Raw genomic sequence first — 22,429 nt, 5'->3', positions numbered from 1 at the left:
TGAGATTGGACATTAATAAGTCTATTATTTCCGGTAGATTATTAGTATAGACTCCACTAATCATTCTCATTCTCTGTGGTTAAGCACTGATTTTGCGCTTCATGGATGGCTAACGGGTGCTTTACTTCAAGATGGGGTAATGCTATTTTCTTGTTGAAATAAATGGGCATTTAGTTCAGTAATCAATTAGCGATATGTGGTAACAAATATGCAAAGGGGTTACAAAAATGAAGGATATTTTTAATCAATCGGACTCAGAGGAAATTTTAACGAATAGACAATTTAAGCCGAAATTCAAAACCACAATGGGGTAAAATGGATGTTGCCAAAATGCTGGCACATTGTTCATCCTTCCAAGACATTGCAATGGGAAATGCTTTTCCTCCGAGAGGCTGGTTAGGGATATTAATAAGAAGGAACTGAATACTGTTTTATAGAAGTTACAATTATAAGGGGGAGAAAAATAATGATTAAATTAGTTTTAATGAATTCGGATGAGTAATCTGTCTGGTATTGTAATAGTTACATACAACGAGAAATGGGAAAAATCATTCATATTATTAGAAGGTTTCCTTAAAAAAACTTTAGGTGATTTAATAATATGCGTGGAACACGTTGGAAGCACATCAGTTAAAGGGCTGAGTGCCAAACCAATTCTAGATATAGATGTAGTAATAGAAGATTATTGTGTTTTCCCTGCTGTTATAGAAGGTCTTAAAAAGATAGGTTACTATCATCAAGAAAATTGGAGTTTTGAGGGTAGAGAAGCCTTTGGAAGAAAGGATCCATTAGTTCCGTGGGATGAAAAAAATACAAATTGGATTGAACACCATTTATATGTGTGCAATAAAGATAGTAAAGAACTAGCCAGACATTTAGCATTTAGAAATTATCTTCGTAACAATACAGAGGCAGTTGCTGAGTATGAACAGTTAAAGAAATATTTGGCAAAGAATGCGATAGACAGAGCAACTTACACTGAGGGTAAAACTAAATTTGTTAGTGAGATATTAGAGAGAGTTATGAAATAATGTATTTAGTGTGCCTATAATAATTAATATTTTTTAGTATCTTGTTCAACTAATGGGTGCTTCACTCCAAGAAGGAGTAAAGCTTTTTTTCTATTGAACTTATGCAGCAGTTTAGTTTAATTTAATAAGAGTTTTAAAGGGGGGGAGAACTTGAATAAGAAAAAATTGATGTACAGTATCTTTACTTACAAGAAACCTGAAGGCAGTATTTCAGGTTTCTTTCATTTTACATTGAATGTTCTTGTAATGCCCGCGAACGATTTGAATAAAATCCTCTAAATAAGAGGGGATATGCTTGTCTTTATGCCAAGCTATCTCTGTATAAATTTGATTCAATGCTAAAGAAATAGGTAATTGTAGTAACGAACCACTGTTAAGTTCCTTTTCCACAACCATTCTGGGTAAAAGTGCAATGCCCAATCCTGCAATCGCACATTGTTTAATAGCTTCAATACTGACAAATTCTATCACGTTGTCAGGGTATATTCCTTCTAGTTGGAACTTACTTTCAAATTGTGTTCTATAAGAACAGCCTTTTTCGGTTAATAAAATCGTTTCTTTTGCTACTTCCTCTAAAGTCAGTTTTTCTTTTTTATGCAAATGATGTGTAGGGGGTGCGACTAGCATTATATTTTCTTCTAGCAAAGTTTCAGTATGGATGGTTGACACAATCTTTCGTGTATCGGTGATGAATGCCAAGTCTAGAGTATCAGTTTGTAATAAGTTCTTTGCAATTTCGTTCGTATGGACAGGTTTAAATATTAGTTTGACTTGAGGATGCAACTGTATAAATTCCTGTAGTATAACCGGTAATCTGTATGTACATTGACTTTCTTGTGCACCAATTGTCAAGATTGGTTTAAGTTCATTTTCACCTGTTACTGCATCGCGCATTTCTTTATCGAGTTTGATCATCTTTTCGGCAAAATGTTTTAATTGCATACCAGCCTCTGTAAGGAAAATCCGTTTCCCTAATCGTTCAAATAGAGGTGTTCCTAGCTCTTCCTCTATTGATTTGATTTGTGCTGTAATACTTGACTGTGCATAATCCAACATTTTAGCTGTTTGAGTAAAATTTAAAGTCTTTGCAGCAGTTAAGAATGTATATAAATGCTTTTTTTCCAATGCTTCCACCTCTATATCGAAATATCCGATTAATTTAATCATTATATTCAGCTTTATTGATTCTTGAGGCAATTATATACTTTTTACACAGCGATGCATAGGAAGGAGTACGGAATATGAAGATTAAAATACTTGTTGGTAGTTCGAGAAAAGGTGGAAATAGCGAACTCTTGGCGGATTTTGTAGTACAAGATATTGAACATGAAAAAGTGTATATAAAAGACTTATACATTCGACCGATTGAGGATTTACGTCATACAAGAAATGGCTTTCAGGCAGTTAATGATGATTATGATAGATTGGTTGAAGCAATAATGAAAAGCGACGTGTTAATCTTTGCAACACCGATTTACTGGTATAGTATGTCAAGTTTAATGAAGAATATGATAGACCGATTTAGTCAAGCAATTCGAGATGAAAGATATCCAAATTTGAGAGAGCATTTAAAAACAATACGAGCAATCGTTGTAGTTGTTGGTGGCGATGACCCAAGGATAAAGGGGCTGCCTCTTATTCAGCAGTTTCAATATACATTTGACTTTTTAAATATGCCTTTTTCATCTTATATTATTGGAGAAGCTAATCAACCGGAGGAAATACTTAAAGACAGTCGCGCTTTATTGCAAGCTGCTTGGTTAAATGAAAAACTCAAATCAGAACTATACGCTGAGGAAGAATAGATGGTTATGAAAGCAACTACAGGTAGAGAATCGGAGCTCCTTAGAGAAAATATCATAAGTAAATGAGGTATAATTAGATCATTTCTAGCCGTAGCAGTAAAAAGGCAGTAGGTACCCATCTACGAGACTAGCCCTTTCATAAATGAAACGTGTAAGGTATGTGATATACAAAGAGTGTCAGTCACCATTAAAGGTGCCTGACACTCTTTTGTTTATGCGGGGAGTAAATGGGGTAATTAACATTCATTAGTTAGCTACTCAGTTAGCTAAGGGTATTGTAGAAATAAAAAAGAGTGAAAGGGATTGATAGTTAGCATGTGGTTGAACAAAAAGTTAATATTGGTTTTCAGTTTGATCGTGATTTGCTTTTTATCTGCTTGTGCCGAGAAGGATAAGCTTGCCGACGGATCTGAACTTATACATAAAGATCAATTTGTTTTTGCTGCTTCTGGTGAGTTTAAACCATTTAGTTATATGAATGATGATCTCACCATGTCAGGCTTTGATATTGAGGTTGGCGAAGCCATCGCTAAGGAAATGGGTCTTAAGCCGGTTCAAAAGCGAATTAAATTCAAAGGGATTGTAGAAGGGGTAAAAACAGGCCGTGCGGATGCAGCTGTTGCTAGCCACACGATTAATTCGCAGCGGAGCGAACATGTTTCCTTCACTACGCCTTACTATTATTCTGGACCGCAAATTTTCACCAGACCGGACAGTCAAATTAAGACTGTCGACGATTTAGCGGGAAAAGAAGTTGCTGTAGCAAAAGGTTCGACTTATGCCGATACAGCCTCTAAGTATACAGACAAAATAAAAACATATGACAGTGATATTACAGCTTTACAAGCATTAAGCAGCGGACGTCATGATGCGGTAATCACAGATTTTGTTACTGGGAAAAATGCTGCAAAGGGAGGATTTAAGATTAAAGAGCAGCAGTTAATTGATCGTAGTGAACAAGCGATTGTGCTGCCCCAGGATAATCCAAAACTATTGAAGCGAGTAAACGAAGCGCTGGAGAAACTCCGGGAAAATGGGACCCTAACTCGAATTAGCATCAAATATTTTGGTGAGGATATTACCATTAAACCGGAATAAATCAATACCAGGGAAAGAAAGGAAGAAGATACATTGCCAAGTTTTTCACATTTTTTTCACACACTTATAGAAACAAAAGATGTATTCATACAAGCCATGATTTTAACATTAGAGCTGACTGCTGTTTCTATCTTATTCGGAATAATTATTGGTCTTTTCTTTGCCTTATTAAAAATCTCTAAAATAAAAATATTAGAATTCATTTCAGATGCATATGTCTATTTGGTCCGCGGAACACCGCTAATTGTTCAAATATTTATCCTCTACTTCGGAATAAGCGAGATTTTCCTCCTTCCTGATTTCTGGGCTGCTTCATTTGCCCTCGCGTTACATAATGGAGCTTATATTTCCGAAATCCTTCGAGGAGCGATTCAGGCAATCGATAAAGGACAGATGGAGGCAGGACGCTCTTTGGGGATGACAAAAGTACTGACATTACGGAGGGTTATTCTTCCGCAGGCATTCCGCCGAGCGCTGCCGCCTTTAGGCAACCAATTTATCATCGGGTTAAAAGATTCTTCGTTAGCCGCATTTATCTCCATGAATGAACTGTTCAATGTGGCGACAACACTAGGATCCAATAATTTTGACGAAATGACCTATTTACTCATTGTAGCAGTCTACTATTTATTGCTAGTGGCGCTGTTGACATTCGTAGTGAACCGATTTGAACTGAAATTAGCAGTAAGTGACAGATAGGAGACGAGGACATTGGACACAAAGGAAATGATTAAAATTAATCAATTGAATAAATCATATGGAGACTTACATGTATTAAAAAATATCGATATGACAGTTTACGAGGGCGATGTCGTTTGTTTAATAGGAGCGAGTGGCTCGGGGAAAAGTACTCTTCTTCGCTGTTTGAACTTTTTAGAAAGGAAGGATAACGGCAATATTATAATTAAAGGAAATGAAGTCGACCCAGGCACCGATAACCTCAATAAAATTAGGGAAAAGGTAGGAATGGTATTTCAGCATTTTAACTTGTTCCCACACAAAACTGTTTTGGAAAATATTATCGAAGCACCTATTATGGTAAAAGGAGTTGACAAAGAGGAGGCTATCTCGAAAGCAAAACAATTACTGAATAAAGTAGGCTTGGAGGATAAGTTAGATGTCTATCCCAGTAAACTATCAGGCGGGCAAAAGCAACGGGTGGCGATTGCTAGAGCACTTGCGATGGAACCAGAAATTATGCTTTTTGATGAGCCAACATCGGCACTCGATCCCGAGCTTGTGGGAGAAGTTTTAACAACCATGAAAAAATTGGCTGAAGAAGGAATGACGATGGTTGTTGTTACCCATGAAATGGAATTTGCTAGAGAAGTAGCGGATTGGATTGTGTATATGCACGATGGAAAAATTGTCGAGCGTGGCAACCCTGAGCAATTTTTCAGCCATCCAAAGGAAGAGCGAACACAGGAGTTTTTAAAGACGACATTTCTGAAATAAAATATGAAATTTTGTTTATATATCTAGGCATGACCGCGTATTTTAATTGTACTTGGACTTTTAAACCTATTGAATTTTGAGCTACCAACTATAATGTCATTGGACAATTTGTCCATTTACAACTTAGTTAGTAACCGTAGTTGTAAAGTTATGCATTAATATTCACATTTTAGTTGGATTATAAATTAAAATCACCTCTCTGATTTTCTGAGAGGTGATTTTTTATTGGATATTTATGTTAATATTAATAGTCATTCTAGTGTCTTTGTTTTGTTTCAAAATAGAGGGGGAATTGCTTTGAGATTTTTGGTATTTTTTATCGTTCTAATATTTATAGGATTTTTGTTAGAAAAAATAATAAACAAATTACTTCGTGTGGAAAAGAAAAAGATTTCTGAAACTTCCGGTAAAAGAATTGACCGTTGGGGAAGAGGAATCATTTTACTTATCTTTTTATTCACACTTCCGTTTGTTATTTTCGGTGACTCAACCAATATTATAAAGTGGTACTGGATCGTCTATATAACATTGTTAATGGGTTTTCAGGCTTTTCTGGAGTGGAAGTACCTGGAGAACTCAAAACAATATGTTACTACAATTATTTTTATAATATTAAGTGTAATTATTATGTATAATATAGAGTATTTTCTTCCCTTATTGAGTTGATATAGTTTACTGAGGAGATAGATATTGCGAAGGATTGTACTTAAATTAAAGAGTGCTTGTGCGGCCGAGCCTAGGTCGTATCATATAGCGGGTGGGATTCCCGTTGAGAAAGAACTAGCCATTCACTCGTAGCGAGTCTTGGAGGGCTAATGGTAACATTAGCCTTTAAGCGTAGACAGTTAGGTGGCGGGCCGAAAGCCAAACGGTTGAAGGGATTGAGCTCCATAATGTTAGTAAATCGAGAGGGCTGATGCTTTAAGCACGGCAGAAAGCTACATTTTATCCATCGTTAAAGGCAAGAAGGATAAAGCCTCTCTGGAGTCAGAGACCTTGGCACGTCATACATCGATATGATACGGCAACTCGGGAGGCCCTACCGGTCTTTTCTTCTTATAGAAGAGTATGGTGTACAAGCGATAATAAGCGAGGAAACCAAATGCCGTTGTAGGGAGTCGGATAGCAGCGTAGTACCAATGAAGTTGGGTAATGCCGATGGAGGAAAGGCTGCTACCAAATGATCACCCTCACTAGGGACACATTTACTACACACAGCGGTAGAAATAATATATGTAAACTAAACTATTGAGGATAGCGGAATCACCATTTTGTGAATGATGATTTGGAGGAGCCGTGTGCGTAAATAGCGCAAGCACGGTTCTGTGAGGGGGGTGGAACACAATCTACCGTAATGTAGAGAGGTTCCCTTCTACTCGACTACTTGAATAAGCAGGTGCCTGTACTTTTTCTTATTGTACTAACGTAGCAGGTTAATTGTAGAATAAATTAGATTGTTAGTGAAATCAAAGGTAGCGCTACAAAAAGGGAGGTAAGTTTGATGTTAAAACGTGTTTTTGAACAACTTGGGTTGCAGGTACTATCAATTAATGAGGTTGAAGATTCCTATAGTTCAACAGTCTATAAATGTTATTTGCTAAATGGTAAAAATATTTTTTTGAAAATCCCTTATACAAAATTGAAGTTTAAGCGGGAGTTAGAGGCCTATGGAATTTTAAAAGGAAGTTTTGCTATTCCCGAACTGTTGGATTATTGGTCTGGTGATGAGGAGTGTCCGGGAGCTTTTATATTATCCGAATTAAAAGGAATAACGTTAACATCTAAGGCTTCACCCTCAGTAGCATTTCAAGTCGGGGTCCTTCATGCCTCGATGCATACAATTCAACCGTCTGTTGTGCAAGAATTTTCCGACATACAAAATGAATTTCCAAACTGGTCTAATTTTGTCGAACAACAATTTTATAGTTTCGCTAAGGATGTAAAAGACGTTTTGGATGAACGTTTATTCATAAAAGCCATTGAAAATTTTGAACAAATGAAACAACAGCTCCCTTCCCCAGATGGACCAAGCTTTATACATATGGATTTTCGTCCAGCAAATATAATTGTTGATGGTAACAAAGTTTCAGGAATAATAGATTTTGAATCAGTACGATTTGGTTCAACTGAAATCGATTTTACCAAATTGTATCGTGATTTTTTACACTACGATTCTGCCTTGTATCAAGCTTATCAAGAAGGGTATAACAGTATCAGACCATTAATTGATTTAGAAGTTGTTTTGCCTTTTTATCGATTTACAGATGCCTTCAATAGTATCGGGTGGTGTAAACGTCGTGGAATTGAAAAAAATGCTTTATTTCTCGAAGAAAATATAGTGAGTTTAAAAAAATTATTAATATAAAATCGTATTTATTTATCACTCTTTCTATTTTTTAGGATGTCTCTTCATATAAATTTAATCTTTGAGAATATTACTTTTTAATGATTCGATAATCATTAAGAATTGAAGAGGTGATCTAAAATGTGGAAATCTACCCGTTCTTACACTTATTCAATGTAATAAAAGAGAGAGTGCTTTTACATACTTGTTATGCTAAAATATTGAGTGAATGTTCATTCAATTTATAAAGGGGTGTTTATATGTTGTTGAAAGGGAAAACGATTATTGTTACTGGTGGATCTAACGGTATGGGTAAATACATGGCAATGAGTTTCGTTGCTGAGGGAGCGAACGTAGTTATTACGGGTCGGGACAAGGAAAGGCTTGAAAATGCAAAGCTAGAAATAGCGCAGCATGGGGACCATATTGAAGTTTTTCAAATGGATGTAAGAGATCCCGATCATGTTGCAGCAATGGTAGAATTTACTGACAAGACTTTTGGCAGTATAGATGGATTAGTTAACAATGCTGCTGGTAACTTTATTGTAGAGACAGCCAAGCTTTCTCCAAATGGCTGGAAGACAGTGATTGATATTGTACTTAATGGTACGTTTTATTGTTCTAGTGCTGTAGGCAACTATTGGATCAATAAAGGAACGAAGGGCTCCATTATAAATATGCTAGCCACATATGCATGGGGAGCAGGAGCCGGTGTGGCCCACTCTGCAGCAGCAAAAGCAGGTGTTATGTCTTTAACTAGAACTCTTGCAGTAGAATGGGGCAGTAAATATGGCATACGAGTAAATGGGATCGCTCCAGGTCCTATCGAGCGCACTGGGGGAGCAGGAAAGCTCTGGGAATCAGAAGAAGCAGCGAAAAGAACAATTCAAGCAGTGCCTTTAAAACGTTTAGGTAAGCCTGAGGAAATAGGAGATCTGGCAACATTTATTATGTCCGATAAAGCATCCTACATGAATGGTGAAATTGTGACACTTGATGGTGGACAATGGTTAAATCAATTCCCATTTTAACAAATCATTTATTTTAGTTATAAGGTAGATAAAAATATAAGTGGGATATGCTGGGGAGCATTAGTGGAGTACCTTGGTGTTAAATTGACCAACTAAGTCTAAAAAAATATAAATAAATTGTAAGCGATTTCATAGTTTTTTATTCCTTTCATATGCTATCATAGTTTTATAGGTTGTGTTTTCAATTAATGAAAACAGACAAAGGAGTAGGATTCAATGATATTTGTAAGTAGTAAGGATTTTTTACAAATTCCCATTAAGGATTTCATTATTTCAGCCGAGAAGGTTGCTCATGTGCAATTAGGCAACAATGCAGAACATGCACTTTTGGTATTAACGAAAACGGGATATTCATCCATTCCTGTGCTTGACGTTAAATATCGCCTTCAAGGATTGATTAGCACTCAACAGATTACAGATGAAATACTTGGTTTAGAACATATTGAATATGAGCGTTTGCCAAATCTAAAAGTTGATCAAATTATGAAAAAAGACATTGCCTCTATTCATATTGAAGAAAAATTCCAAAAAGGTTTAGATCTGTTAGTTAATAATCCATATGTATGTGTCGTGGATGATGAAGGAACATTTATGGGGATTTTAACTAGAAGAGTTATTCTAAAGCAAATGAAGAAGTATTTATACCAATCCCAGGAATCTCAAGTATAATTATATATAGACAGAAAAAGGCCTTTTACAGAGGGCCTTTTTTTTATAGTGAATCCACCTAAAGTTAACTCCTATTATTTAAAGAATACATTCTAAAGAAAGAGGCTAAAAAATGAATTCGGACTATCTTATTATCAAAACATTAGCGGAAGAACAAAATATGCGAAAAGCTGCAGAGAGACTTTTCCTTTCTCAGCCAGCGTTATCTCTTCGCCTACAAACAATTGAGAAGGAATGGCAGACAAAATTGTTTTTACGTTCGCAAAAAGGTCTCACTGCTACTCCAGAAGGAGAGCTAGTAATTGAGTTTGCCAATAATATGCTACTGCAAAGAGAAGAAGTATTCGAAGCTATTCAATCATTGAGCTCTAAGGTTCATGGAACATTAAAAATTGCTTGTGCCTCTATTGTAGGTCAAAACTGGCTACCCAAAGTGCTAAAGGACTTTGTACAAACTTATCCAGAGGCTAAAATTTCCTTGTTAACCGGCTGGAGCTCAGAAATTGTAAAGGCAATATATGACGGGGAAGCTCAAATAGGAATTGTGCGTGGGCAAACAGATTGGAAAGGGAACAAACTGCACTTATTTAGAGACACGCTATACTTGGTTGACAAAGACATGACAGCTATTGACGATGTTTTGACTACAGAAAAGCCATTAATCCAATTTAAGAGTGACTCGAACTATTACCAAGAAATTCAGCAATGGTGGCAAAAGCACTTTTCTGTAAATCCTAAGCGTCAGATTATTGTCGACCAAATTGAAACATGTAAACAAATGGCGCTAAATGGGATTGGCTATGCTATTTTACCTTCAATTACGCTGACAGGCCATGAAAATGTGAATAAGATACCTTTAACGAATAACGAAAAAGAGTTTGAACTCACTCGAGATACATGGTTAATAGGTTACGACGCCTCTTTTGACCTTCCACAAGTTGACGCTTTTGTAAAAATTGTTAATGAACATGCGAAGAAATTCCAATAAAGGAACTTTCTTTGGGGAAAAACGTACTAAATTATATACATAATAGGAGGGAAAAAATATGCAGATACGCAAGTTTGCTTTGGCCATCGTCGCACTTTTTATCATTTTTAGTATATATCCATCAGATGCCTCAGCAGCTCCAAGCTTACAGGTCAAGATTAATCTTGGCTTTGACGGAAAGGCAAAGTATGGGGAAGGACTTCCTATAACCATTACTGTGGAAAATTCAGGTGATGCCTTTTCGGGGGATATCGTGCTGGATATGTTCGAGTCTTATAATTTAGGTAATGGTCAAGCTATACCATTTGAAATAGGGGCTGGAGAAACAAAAACGCTCCAAATAGCTTCTTCTGGTTTAAGCGATGATTACTTATACTCAGGCTCCAATATCCAACTTGTTCATTTTTACGAAGGTGGCTGGGAAAAAGGAAAGTCAATTGATTATAAAGGATCTAAAAATCTTAAAGCTAACATGATGGATCCTTCTTCTGTTTTTTACATGACACTGACTAATAGTGCCGATCGTTTAACTGTATTAAATCAGTTAAAGCAATCGAATGCTCAAGTAATTCATTTAGGTCAACTAAATAACTTTATTTTTCCATCAGAGGGTGTAGCCTGGCAAATGGCGGATTATATAGTTATTGATGAATTTGTCCTTGCGGATCTTTCAGAAGTTCAGCAGAATGCGCTTATTGATTATGTGAGTTCTGGGGGATATATCCTTGTCGGAGCTTCTGAAAATACATCGGCTGAGCTTGGATTACTATCGCAACATCTTCCATTAAATTTACAAGGAGTCACAAAAAATCTTTCACCTGAAAAAATTAGTACTATAACAGGTGGTAAATTACTATCACAGGATCTTACTCTACACGATGCTACATTAACAGATGGAGGGCAGCCCTTAATCAACTTAGATGGGACATTGATAGCTGCTAAAAAATCACTAGGTAGTGGAGCTATTATTCAAACAACCTTTTCCTTAGGTGATTCACCTCTTGCAAAAGATGATGTTTATAAAGAGCTAATAAAAGCAGTGCTGCAGCCTGTAAATACGCAGGCAACTAATTATATGTATGGAAACAATCTTAAGGATCAGCTAGTTTATGAAATTGGAGAGACAAATTCATTGTTTGCTTCTTTTAAAGTTTCGACACCGCTGATGATTGGTATTGTAATTATTTATATGCTTCTAGTCGGTCCGCTTCTTTACTTTATCTTGAAACGGAAGGATAAAAGAGAATATGCTTGGGGGATTATCCCATTGATCGCTATTTTAACTTCGGCTGGGATATTTGGCTATGGTGCAAAGGATCGCATCGCTCGACCTCAAGTACAACAATCCTCTTTCTTATATGTTAATGAAGATGGTAGTTTAAATGGCTATTACGCCGAATCGATTTTAAGCAATAAGGGTGGAGAATTCTCTTTTACTTCACCAAATTCAACTTCTATGGTCGCACAACGAAATTTTAATTCCTTTACAGGCAATATTACTAATATACATGAAAATGTTATTCTAGAAAAAAGCTCCAACAGATCAGATCTTACATTCAGGGATCTAGGGTATTGGTCCGTATCTTCTTTTTATGGAGAAACCTATATTCCAAATGCAGGGCAACTAGCTTCTGACCTTAAAGTGGAGGCCAGTAAAATAACCGGTACTTTAACTAATAATTTTCCATTTGCTCTTAAAGAAGTTTCGATTTGGTCCGGTTCAAAACTAATTGTGCTAGGAGACCTAAAACCTGGAGAACAAATGCAAGTCGACAAAGACTTAGGATCCGTAATGTTAAGCCCAACCTCTAATCCTTTTATTAATACTAGTGGTAATTGGGGACAAAATACAATGAACCAAGATGATTTAATAACTCAACGTAAACAATCCTTATACTCTACAAGCAAATTAATTGAACAAACTGGTGGTAAGCCAGCGATTACTGCATTAGTAGAGGAGAATATTGTTCCAATTGAACTTAAAGGGAAAAAAGTAGAAATGTCTGCTCTAAACTTACTAATACAACCTTTTGAGGCAGAGACAATTTTATCAGGCGAGTTTACACTACCTGCAACTAGCTTTATGGTAAATGTTGAAACAAATTCTTTTGGAAAATATATGGAACCAGTAGAGAATAGTAATTTTGAGTGGTATTTAGACGACGGTGAGTATATTACGTCATGGAAACTACCTCAGAATCTTCCTGTAGAAGGCGTAAAATACACACAATTACAAATAGCTAATACAGATCGAAACTCCCATACTATCGAGTTATTAAACAATAAAACAGAAATATATGAGCCTATAGAAGAAAGTAGATTTACAGTAAAAGAAAATATATTAGATTATATCAATCAGGATGGAGAAATTATTTATAAATTAATTAAGGATTCCAATAATGGAGATCCATATACACGACTTCCAGAGGTACGTATTAAAGGGGAGGTGAAGTAATGATAGAGATTAAAGGACTAACTAAAAAGTATGGCTCGTTCTATGCTTTAAATGATTTAAATTTAACTTTACAAGAGGGAACTGTTTTTGGATTTGTTGGAGCAAATGGAGCTGGTAAATCTACCACCTTCTCCATATTAGCAACACTACTACAGCCAACCTCTGGTGATGCGCTGGTGAATGGTAAAAGTGTTAAAACAGAGCCATATGAGGTTCGAAAACAGATTGGATATATGCCAGACTTTTTTGGTGTATACGACCAACTAAAGGCAAATGAGTATTTGGACTTCTATGGAGCTTCTTATGGCATACCGGAAGCAGATAGAGCGGTTCTAATTCCTCAATTATTAGAGCTAGTCAACTTAACACAAAAAAGATACGAATATGTAGATCTTCTTTCTAGAGGTATGAAACAACGCTTATGCTTAGCAAGAGCATTGATACATGATCCAAAGGTTTTAATCTTAGATGAGCCAGCCTCTGGTCTAGATCCGAGAGCTAGAATCGAAATGAGAGACATATTAAGACAGTTAAAGGATATGGGGAAAACCATCTTAATCTCCTCTCATATATTGCCAGAGCTTGCAGAAATGTGTGACGAGATTGGAGTCATTGACGGAGGCCGATTGATTGCTCATGGTTCGGTGTCAGAAATTCAAGCGCAGCTTGCTGGCGAAAGGCATATAACCGTCAAAGTAAAAGGTTTGCTTGAAAATGCTACCACCTTCTTTGAAGAGGATCCTTTTGCTTCTAAAGTAGAGACTGACCCAGTTAAAAATATAGTTACCTTTAACTATAGAGGTACAGAGGAAGATCAAATTAGTCTGCTTAAAAAAGCTGTGGAACAGCAAATAAAGGTTATATCATTTGTAGAAACAGAGACAGATTTAGAGGATGTCTTTATGGAAATTACAAAGGGGGCGAAATAAGATGAAGCAAGCATTAAGTAATCCAGTGCTTATTAAAGAGATAAAATTACGTTTTCGCTCTCTAAAAAGTTTCACAGGAATCCTATTTTATCTTATTGCTATGTCTATATTTGTGTTTGGTTTTATCCTGTTAACGACCTCTTTTACGGGCACAGGTTATTTTAGACCCGAGGAAAGCTTTTTCATGTTTGTAATGCTCACTTATATCCAGCTCGGTCTTATACTTTTTATCACTCCGGGTCTCACGGCTGGTGCTATCAGTTCGGAGCGTGAGAAGCAAACATTGAACATATTATTAACAACATCGCAAACTTCTTTTCAAATTATTATGGGTAAATTGTCATCGTCGATTGCATTCTTGCTGTTACTGTTAGTAGCGGGCTTACCCGTGTATAGCTTTGTTTTTCTATTCGGTGGAGTTTCCCCAGGGCAGCTCGGACTAATATTTTTGTTTTTCTTTTTAACTATGTTGGCGGTCGGTGGAATAGGGATTATGTATTCTACAATTATTCGAAAAACGATTGTGTCGATGATTGCAACATATGGTACGATGATTTTTCTAGCTGGGGTAACAGGTTTCATTTATCTTGTTCTTACAGGAATGAATAGCTTGGCAACTGGGGCATTGGCCACGACTCCTCAACCCATTGCCCATTTTTTTGCAACGATTAATCCGGTTATACTAATGATCAATTTAACAATGTCTAGTTCAACGGACTTTATAAGCCAAACGACTAATATAGATTTTCCAATTTGGGCTGGATATGCAATTTTTTATGTTTTGCTAACGGTTTTAACAATTTTTATAGCAGTAAAGAAACTACGGGTTAATATGAAGAAATATAAGTAAGGAGGAAAATAAATGGAGAACAGAAACAGATTATTGCTATGGATTAAAAGAGCAAAACGCAGCCTTACAACAGAGCATTATTTTAAAATGTTACAAGGAGCTTTGTTTTACGCCTTTCTTTCTGTTGCTGTAATTCTACTAGTATCTCGCTTATTTGTTTTTCCCTATTACACAATATATGCCTGGTCTTTAGCGGGTATTGTATTTTTTCTTCTTTTAGGAAGAGCTTTTTGGAAGAGACCTACGAAAGAAACAGCATTGTATAAATTGGATTCTTTTTTTTCTGATAATGTCCTTTTAACTGCCGTATCATTTTTAAATAATAATTCTCCACTTGCTCAAGGAGTTTTGCAAAAAGCAGCAAAGAATGGCCAGGAAGCTTTGGATAAATTTAAAAAAAGAGAAAAGCATTATTTTCAGGCTAGGTGGTCCATAGGCTTTTTAATCTCCCTTGCAGTGGTGTTTTTATTAGCATCATTTCCTGCTACCACGCAGTTAGAGGCAAAGGACATTGAACAAGAAAAGCAAGTGATCAATGACATTAAGAAGGAAGTAGAAAAATTAGAGAAAAAAGAATTAGCTAAGTCAGTAAAAAAAGACTTAGAGGAATTAAAAGAGAAACTGAAAAATACTGAATTGGCCGAAGAAGCCCTTAGAGAATTAATAAAAAAACAGAAGGAACTTGCATTAAAGGAACAAAAATTAGAGGAAAAGAAAGAATTAGCGAACAATGAAGGTAAAGAAAGTTCAGCTTTGTCAGAGAAAGAGCAGAAAGAACTTGCTTCCTTGGAAACAGCGAATAGCGCATTATCTCAAAGTTCTGCCACTGCGCAGTCTACTCTTAGCAAAATGGGTAAAAAGCTTCCGTTTTCATCAAACAATGTAGCACAAGGTAATCAGAATTCTAATAATAACAGTCCTAATACTAGTTCTAATAATCAACAAGGTCAACAAGGTCAGAATCAGCAAGGTCAACAAGGCCAACAAGGTCAGAATCAACAAGGTCAACAAGGTCAGAATCAGCAAGGTCAACAAGGCCAACAAGGTCAGAATCAGCAAGGTCAACAAGGTCAGAATCAGCAAGGTCAAGGCCAGGGACAAGGTCAAGGTCAAGGCCAGGGTCAAGGTCAAGGTCAGGGTCAGGGTCAGGGTCAGGGTCAAGGTCAAGGCCAGGGTCAGGGTCAGGGTCAAGGCCAAGGCCAAGGTACGGGGGCTGGTAAAGGTTCTGGAGGAAGAGATCTGTTATCGATTCCATCAAGAATTGGGGGCACTGGAGAAACTACTATAGATGGTGGAAATCTTGGTGAAGGAAATTTCTCTAGCGAAGAACCAGCGGAGGCGCCAACTACTAGAGGCACAGCCAAACCTTATGAAGAAGTTATTAATGAATATTCAGATTCCTATTTGAAAAGCTCAGAACGAATGCAACTACCTTCTGATTTACAGCGGATTGTTCAGGATTACTTCTCGTCCGTAGAAAATAATAATTAATGGAGGAAACTATGGAGTTAACAACTGAAGACTATATGAATATGAGTAAACGATTAGAGGAAGTGCGCCATGAGATTGGTCAATTTATAGTTGGCCAAAAAGAGGCAGTAGAGTTTTCAATTTATTGTGTTTTAGCAGATGGTCATGCTCTTTTAGAGGGATTGCCTGGACTAGGTAAAACTATGCTCATTCGTACCATTTCTGAAGTGCTTGACCTTTCTTTCTCACGTATTCAATTTACGCCAGATCTAATGCCATCTGATATTACAGGTACGAGCATGATTGAACGATTAGAGAATGGAAAACAGCAATTTAATTTTCAAAAGGGGCCAATATTTAGTCAGATGGTGTTAGCTGATGAAATTAACCGGGCTACTCCTAAGACTCAAAGTGCTCTCTTAGAGGCAATGGGAGAGAAAACAGTAACTGTGCTTGGAGAAACTAAGCAGATGGATAGACCATTTTTTGTGTTAGCTACTCAGAATCCAATAGAAATGGAAGGGACTTATCCCTTACCAGAAGCACAAATGGACAGATTTTTATGTAAAATAATTGTTTCTTACCCAACTAAGGAAGAGTTAATGGAAATTTCTAAGCGAACTACTGGAAGCCAAATTATTGAGTTGAGTAAAATAATGAATGCACAAGATATTGTGACCGCACAGCAAATGGTGAAGGAAGTATTAATAGCTGATGATATGTTGGAGTACGCGGTAGATATTATCGCTGCCACTCACCCAGAATCTTCTGTAGTTTCAGAGGTACAGCAATATGTTCAATATGGAAGTGGACCTCGTGGTTTACAGAGCCTTATAAAATTGGCGAAAGCACGTGCCCTAGTAGCAGGTCGCTATCATGTTTCTATAGCAGATATTAAAACAGTGGTAAAACCAGTTTTAAGGCATCGTTTGCTGCTTAATTATGAGGGAGAAGCGGAAGGTAAAAGCGCGGATGACTTAATAGAAATTATTCTACAAACAGTTAAGCAAGGACAAAATGTATGAGTAAAGAATATTTAATCCCAAAGGATTGGAGCGGAAAGCTAAGTCGCTTGTCTTTAGCAACCAAGTCTAAACTACGCGGGCAACATAAAGGGTCTCATCGCTCGCAAAGATTTGGTGCTTCTCTAGATTTCTCTGATTTCCGAGAATATACACCAGGAGATGACGTTCGCCAAATCGATTGGAATGTGTATGCTCGGACAGATAAATACTTTATTAAGCGTTTTTTAGATGAGCAGGAAATGAGAGTACATATTTTATTAGACTCATCTAAGTCGATGGGTGATCCTCTAAAGTGGAATTTTGCAAGACAGTTAGCAGCTTCTTTAGGAATTCTTGTACTCCAAAGAGATGACAGATTATCATTTGCTGCCGTTACTAATGATAAAAATTTACCTTTTAGAAGAAAAGGAGCAACCTACCGGAAAGCATTTACCCAAGTAATAACTGATTTAAAAGAGCCTACCATGGCAGACTCCTTTGCAAAAAACGCCGTCTCATTTCTACCTAAAGACAGTACGGTATTATTCCTTATTACAGATTGCCTAGAAGACTTGGAAACATTAAAATCTCTTATACAAAAGCTACCTCGTTTTGCTGGAGATATACGAATTTTACAAGTTGTCACAAATGAGGAACTTGTTCCGTCTTATTCTGGAGATATTCAACTAGAGGATGTAGAAACTTCTCAGCGATTAAATATTTCTATGTCATCTAGAGTAATAGAGACATACGAACAAGAACATCAGTTACATCAGCGTGGTTTAGAGAATATTTGTAGTAAATTCGGAGTGAGACTTCTACAGGTAAATGCAGATGAAGGTATCTCTCATGTAATATTTCATCAATTACTACGAGCAAATTGGGTGCAATGAGGTGAGTATATATGGGTTTTAGTCAATTACCATATTTATGGACAGTAATATTTCCGATTGCCGTTCTATTATATTACTTTTTTCGAAAGAAATATAAAAAGCAATCTGTCTCCTCAACTCTTTTTTGGGATGAAGTGATGAAAGAGACAAAGGCCTCTCCTTATTTACAGCATCTTCAACGTAATGCGTTATTTTATTTGCAAATGTTAGCAATGATTTTGCTCGTAATTGCACTTATTCAACCTTTTTTGAAAAAAGAAGCACTTGCTGGTGAGCAAATTGTCTTTATTGTGGATACTTCTGCCACGATGGAGGTTAACGTGGATGACGCTATCTTATTTAACAAACATAAGCAGGAAATGCTCGATCTGGTTGAACAGTTATCTGGAAAGCCATTGACACTTATTACTACGGGAAATGAACCTGTCGCAGCTTTAAGGCAGGAAACGAATATCAATGAAATTAAAAGAGTAATAAATAAGTTAGAAGTGACTTATGAGGATGAGAATCTTTCAAAAACTTTGGATTTTGCTCAATCCTTTTTTCAAAATAAAGCTACTTCGGTATATGTGTTTACAGATCAGATAGATCGTCAGACCTTGCCGTTACAATATGAAAATGTAAGCTGGAATGTAATCGGTCAAACTAAGGAAGTATCCAACATATCTATCAAACGCCTTGGGGCAACCAAGATGAAAAATGGAACTTCAGCCTTGATCCAATTAGCTAGTCAAAATAGAGAAGAGCAAACAGTGTCCTTAACCTTGTCAAATGGAGAAGGTGAATTGGTTAAAGAATCCGTTAGATTGCCTGCGGGTGAAACAGTCACCCTTTCCTTTGATGAGTTACAGGAGGCAATTTTTCTGAAGGCAACTATAGATGTGGAAGACGATTATCTCATGGATAACGAGATGACCGTGTTCTTGCAGGATCAACTCTCTAAGATTTTCATAGATAGCTCTCTTCACACTTTGGTACGCACTGCCTTTCAATCACTTGGTGTTGACATGAGTAGTATACCAGCTGAACAGGTAAGCCTAGTGAAGGAGGAGGGAATTCTAGTTACTAATCAATTTAGCTTAGTAGATCAATTAGAAAGACCTGCCTTATTTATCGGAAGGAATGATGAAAATCCTGTAGAGGTTAATGGAACTGTTCAAACGGATGATCACCCTTTGTTTTCCTTTGCTGACCTTTCGGATATCTATGTAAGTAGCGTATATCCGGGTGTGGAGGGCTATAAAACGATAGCAACAGTTGCTGAGCAGCCCTTTATACAGATCTCTCCAAGGGGAGATATTATTGTACTTTCTGATATACAAATGACAGATTGGCCGTTAAGTCCTTCTTTCCCATTGTTTATGTGGAGTGTGAAAGAGCAGCTATCTAATAGTAATACTTATTTAGGATCTTTCACTCCGAATGAGAGAAAACCACAATCCTTAGGTAGCGCTACTAATGAGTGGGAAATTTATACGCTAGACGATTCTTATGAATATTCTATTGAGAATGGAGGAGCATTTGTTGCTCCTAGAAAACCAGGTTTATATGTTATACGTTCTGGTGAGAAAGAAAAATATTTTTCAGTAGCAATATCTCAAAAAGAAAAAGAAATTATAAAAGGTTCCTCATATTCTATTGGAGGACTGAGAGTAGAACAGCAGGATGAGAACTATGAAAAGTATTCCATTGTTCCATTTTTAATTGTTTTATTGTTATTGTTGTTTGTTATCGAGTGGGAGGTGCAAAGACGCCGTGGATTTACGAGTTGATCAACCACTGCTTTTACTATTATTAGTACCTATTCTCATTTATTTTGTTTGGACATGGAAAAAGGACAGAAATATATTGAGGAAAGAGGGAAGGACTGTCTTCTTTATACGAGTGCTTGCTATATTTTGCTTAGTGCTGGGTCTTACAAATCCTTATTTATTGCTGCCCATTAAAGAGGAACAGATTGTTTTTCTGATTGACCGTTCCGCTTCAGTACAAGGAACTGATCAGCAGGTAAGTGAATGGATTGAAGCAAGCTTAGATTCTCGAAAAGATAGACATTTAGTAGGCGTATATACATTTGCAGAGGATTTTCAAACGGAGATACCCCTGACTGATGAGGAAATAAAACTTCCTGTTTTTAGTCCTATGAAATCACCAGGTAACACCGATATCGCTAGAGCGTTACAGTTATCAACCGGAATAATAGAACCAAACAAAGCAACAAGAATTGTTCTATTTACAGACGGAATTGAGACTAGCGGAACTATAGCAGACGAGCTTATGAAAATAGCTGGCAGTAATGTAACCGTAGATGTAGTACAGCTTGAGAGAGTATCATCGGAGGACGTTGCTGTTACATCCTTTGAAACACCTCCTGTAGCCTTCGAAGGAGAGCAACAGCAGCTTAATGTAGAACTCCAAGCGACTAAGGCTACAAATGGCGAATTATTACTTTATCAAAATGATCAACTACTAAGTAGAGAGCAAGTCGCCTTGGAGCAAGGATCTAATAGTTATACTTTCCGCAACACCTCCAAGGGTGAGGGTCTGTTAAAATATGAAGTACAGGTAATTGTTCAGGGTGATGCCTTGATTGAAAATAATAAGCTTACGAGTGTAACTAATGTAGAGAGTTCTCCAAGGCTACTGGTTGTTACAAATGAGGATACTTCTACTAATATTCCTTTAGTTATTGACAAAGAAGCCATTACAACTGATGTTATCACCGCAAACTCTCTTCCATATGATTTATCTAATTATCTTGCGTATGATGCAATTATTTTTGACAACGTGCCAGGACACATAGTTGGCGAGCAAAAAATGAATGTGATTGAGCAGGCAGTTAAAAATTTTGGTACCGGCTTTATGATGGTGGGTGGGCAGAATAGCTTTGGATTAGGTGGTTATTTTAAAACTCCAATCGAAAAGTTATTACCTGTTGAGATGGAAGTTAAAGGGAAGCAACAATTACCTTCATTAGGGCTTATTATTGTAATGGATAGATCAGGAAGCATGTCTGGTTCGAAAATGGAATATGCGAAAGAGGCAGCTGCTCGTTCGGTAGAAATGCTTAGAGATGATGATCATTTAGGCTTCATAGCGTTCGATGATCGTCCATGGCAAATTATTGAGACAGAGCCTCTTAAAGATAGAGAAGCAGCTGTTGAAAAAATCTTGTCTGTAGGTGCTGGTGGAGGAACTGAGATATATACAAGTCTTGCCCTAGCATATGAGCAGTTACAGCCATTAAAACTACAACGAAAACATATTATTTTACTGACAGATGGTCAATCTAGTTCCTCTAATGACTATCAAACTTTAATCGAAGAGGGAAAAGAGAATAATATTACTGTTTCAACAGTAGCCGTTGGACAGGATGCAGACCGTGCTTTGCTAGAAAGCCTTGCAGAAATGGGAGGGGGAACTTTTTATGAAGTACAGGATGAATCTACAATTCCTGCCATTATGTCTACTGAAACAGCTATCATCTCTAGAACTTATATAGAGGATAACCCATTTTATCCTACCATTTATGGAGACCCTGCATGGTCTAGTCTGTTCGTTGATGGTGTTCCACAGATGAATGCATATATAGCAACTACTGCCAAGCAAACTGCAAATGTAATAGCTCAGAGCGAGAAGGAAGACCCAGTTTTGGCTGAATGGATGTATGGCTTAGGAAGAACTCTTGCCTTCACTTCTGATTCTACGGGTGCTTGGAGCGGAGATTTTGCACGTTGGAATAATTGGGGTGATTTTTGGAACACAGCTATTTCTAGAATGCTTCCATCTTATAGTGAAGTACCTTTTACCATTCAAAAATCTACCGATGGAAGTTATACGGTGACAGATCCTTCGGGAAGCTCATCCTTTATCGAGGTGGCAGCAGTTAATGAAAAAGGGGAAGAGTTAGCTGTAACCTCCGAGCCATTGGCACCTGGAAAATCCAGAGTTACGGTTGAGAGCGAGCCGGGACTAGTATTTTTCCGAGTTTCTAATGAGAAGGATGTTATCTATCAAGCAGGGATATCCATTCCCTACAGTGAAGAATATAAGGTTCAACAGCCAAATGTACAAAACCTTCAGTTAATCACTAGTAGAACTGATGGAGAACTTTTAAGTGAACCAGCAGAGGTATTTCGAGATATCGGTATGACTAGCTCGGAAAAGCAACCTATAAGACAGTTTTTAATCTTGGCGGCAATCATCCTATTTTTTATAGACATAACAATTAGGAGATTTGGATTTAAACAGCTTATAGCACCTTTTAGAAAAAGTAAAAAAGAAGCAACTTCTCCCGCTACAAAAACGACCAGTAATATGGAAAAGCTTGTGAGAGAAAAGAAAAAAAGATAGATAAAGCGCAATGGAAGAGATGTACCTCCATTGCGCTTTTATTGTGAGCTTTAA

The 22,429-nt window shown here is 37.0% G+C and carries 19 protein-coding genes and 1 pseudogene; 19 read left to right on the top strand and 1 reads right to left on the bottom strand.

The window, feature by feature from the left end; all coding sequences use genetic code 11:
• Window positions 1–227: 227 nt before the first annotated feature.
• Both D0S48_RS20860 and D0S48_RS06450 read left to right on the top strand, forming a co-directional pair.
• Window positions 228–411: pseudogene (locus tag D0S48_RS20860) on the top strand (hypothetical protein); the annotation flags it as partial.
• 83 nt (window positions 412–494) lie between these two features.
• Window positions 495–1,031 (top strand): GrpB family protein, encoded by a 537-nt coding sequence (locus D0S48_RS06450; RefSeq protein ID WP_151110713.1) that lies wholly within the window; start codon window positions 495–497, stop codon window positions 1,029–1,031.
• A 210-nt stretch (window positions 1,032–1,241) separates the two neighbouring features.
• Here the strand turns inward: D0S48_RS06450 and D0S48_RS06445 are convergent, their stop codons facing one another.
• Window positions 1,242–2,156, bottom strand: coding sequence for a LysR family transcriptional regulator (locus D0S48_RS06445; protein WP_151113731.1), 915 nt, complete (start codon window positions 2,154–2,156; stop codon window positions 1,242–1,244).
• A gap of 116 nt (window positions 2,157–2,272) precedes the next feature.
• On the opposite strand from D0S48_RS06445, the gene D0S48_RS06440 reads away from it, so the two are divergent.
• From D0S48_RS06440 to D0S48_RS06360, 17 genes are all read left to right on the top strand, one after another.
• Entirely contained in the window at window positions 2,273–2,836 is a 564-nt protein-coding gene (locus D0S48_RS06440; protein ID WP_151110711.1) for a flavodoxin family protein, read from the top strand.
• Between the two features lie 315 nt (window positions 2,837–3,151).
• A complete protein-coding gene (locus D0S48_RS06435) occupies window positions 3,152–3,934 on the top strand; it encodes a transporter substrate-binding domain-containing protein (RefSeq protein ID WP_144538243.1) in 783 nt (260 codons plus the stop codon).
• Window positions 3,935–3,967: 33 nt separating this feature from the next.
• Window positions 3,968–4,633 carry an amino acid ABC transporter permease gene (locus tag D0S48_RS06430; RefSeq protein ID WP_144537847.1) on the top strand — a complete coding sequence of 222 codons (666 nt, stop codon included), beginning with the start codon at window positions 3,968–3,970 and terminating at the stop codon, window positions 4,631–4,633.
• Window positions 4,634–4,660: 27 nt separating this feature from the next.
• Window positions 4,661–5,389, top strand: a complete 729-nt coding sequence (locus D0S48_RS06425) for an amino acid ABC transporter ATP-binding protein (protein WP_186318120.1) — start codon at window positions 4,661–4,663, stop codon at window positions 5,387–5,389.
• Window positions 5,390–5,686: 297 nt separating this feature from the next.
• On the top strand, window positions 5,687–6,055 hold the full coding sequence (locus tag D0S48_RS06420; RefSeq protein ID WP_225321704.1) for a DUF4181 domain-containing protein: 369 nt from the start codon (window positions 5,687–5,689) through the stop codon (window positions 6,053–6,055).
• 835 nt (window positions 6,056–6,890) lie between these two features.
• Complete coding sequence (locus D0S48_RS06415; RefSeq protein WP_151110709.1) at window positions 6,891–7,754, top strand: aminoglycoside phosphotransferase family protein; 864 nt, start codon at window positions 6,891–6,893, stop codon at window positions 7,752–7,754.
• A gap of 239 nt (window positions 7,755–7,993) precedes the next feature.
• Window positions 7,994–8,764: a 2,4-dienoyl-CoA reductase gene (gene fadH, locus D0S48_RS06410; protein WP_151110707.1), complete on the top strand. Its 771-nt coding sequence runs from the start codon at window positions 7,994–7,996 to the stop codon at window positions 8,762–8,764.
• 216 nt (window positions 8,765–8,980) lie between these two features.
• Entirely contained in the window at window positions 8,981–9,433 is a 453-nt protein-coding gene (cbpB, locus tag D0S48_RS06405) for a cyclic-di-AMP-binding protein CbpB (protein ID WP_151110705.1), read from the top strand.
• 112 nt (window positions 9,434–9,545) lie between these two features.
• The gene (locus D0S48_RS06400; protein ID WP_151110703.1) at window positions 9,546–10,421 is read left to right on the top strand and encodes a transcriptional regulator CcpC; all 876 of its coding nucleotides are present in this window, start codon (window positions 9,546–9,548) and stop codon (window positions 10,419–10,421) included.
• Window positions 10,422–10,479: 58 nt separating this feature from the next.
• Window positions 10,480–12,876 (top strand): hypothetical protein, encoded by a 2,397-nt coding sequence (locus tag D0S48_RS06395; protein ID WP_151110701.1) that lies wholly within the window; start codon window positions 10,480–10,482, stop codon window positions 12,874–12,876.
• Window positions 12,876–13,805: an ABC transporter ATP-binding protein gene (locus tag D0S48_RS06390; protein ID WP_151110699.1), complete on the top strand. Its 930-nt coding sequence runs from the start codon at window positions 12,876–12,878 to the stop codon at window positions 13,803–13,805. Before D0S48_RS06395 ends, D0S48_RS06390 begins: the two co-directional genes overlap by 1 nt.
• A gap of 1 nt (window position 13,806) precedes the next feature.
• Entirely contained in the window at window positions 13,807–14,655 is an 849-nt protein-coding gene (locus tag D0S48_RS06385; RefSeq protein ID WP_151110697.1) for an ABC transporter permease, read from the top strand.
• Between the two features lie 12 nt (window positions 14,656–14,667).
• A complete protein-coding gene (locus D0S48_RS06380) occupies window positions 14,668–16,146 on the top strand; it encodes a hypothetical protein (protein ID WP_151110695.1) in 1,479 nt (492 codons plus the stop codon).
• Window positions 16,147–16,157: 11 nt separating this feature from the next.
• Window positions 16,158–17,150 (top strand): AAA family ATPase, encoded by a 993-nt coding sequence (locus D0S48_RS06375; RefSeq protein ID WP_144537866.1) that lies wholly within the window; start codon window positions 16,158–16,160, stop codon window positions 17,148–17,150.
• Entirely contained in the window at window positions 17,147–18,022 is an 876-nt protein-coding gene (locus tag D0S48_RS06370; protein WP_144537868.1) for a DUF58 domain-containing protein, read from the top strand. Before D0S48_RS06375 ends, D0S48_RS06370 begins: the two co-directional genes overlap by 4 nt.
• A gap of 11 nt (window positions 18,023–18,033) precedes the next feature.
• On the top strand, window positions 18,034–19,794 hold the full coding sequence (locus D0S48_RS06365; RefSeq protein WP_151110693.1) for a vWA domain-containing protein: 1,761 nt from the start codon (window positions 18,034–18,036) through the stop codon (window positions 19,792–19,794).
• Complete coding sequence (locus D0S48_RS06360) at window positions 19,778–22,375, top strand: VWA domain-containing protein (RefSeq protein WP_151110691.1); 2,598 nt, start codon at window positions 19,778–19,780, stop codon at window positions 22,373–22,375. Before D0S48_RS06365 ends, D0S48_RS06360 begins: the two co-directional genes overlap by 17 nt.
• Window positions 22,376–22,429 lie beyond the last annotated feature (54 nt).

Origin of the sequence: Psychrobacillus sp. AK 1817 (genome assembly GCF_008807035.1) — a bacterium.
Taxonomy (GTDB): Bacteria; Bacillota; Bacilli; order Bacillales_A; family Planococcaceae; genus Psychrobacillus; species Psychrobacillus faecigallinarum.
Note: the sequence above shows the minus strand (reverse complement) of the source record. Positions and strands in the feature narration are given on the sequence as shown.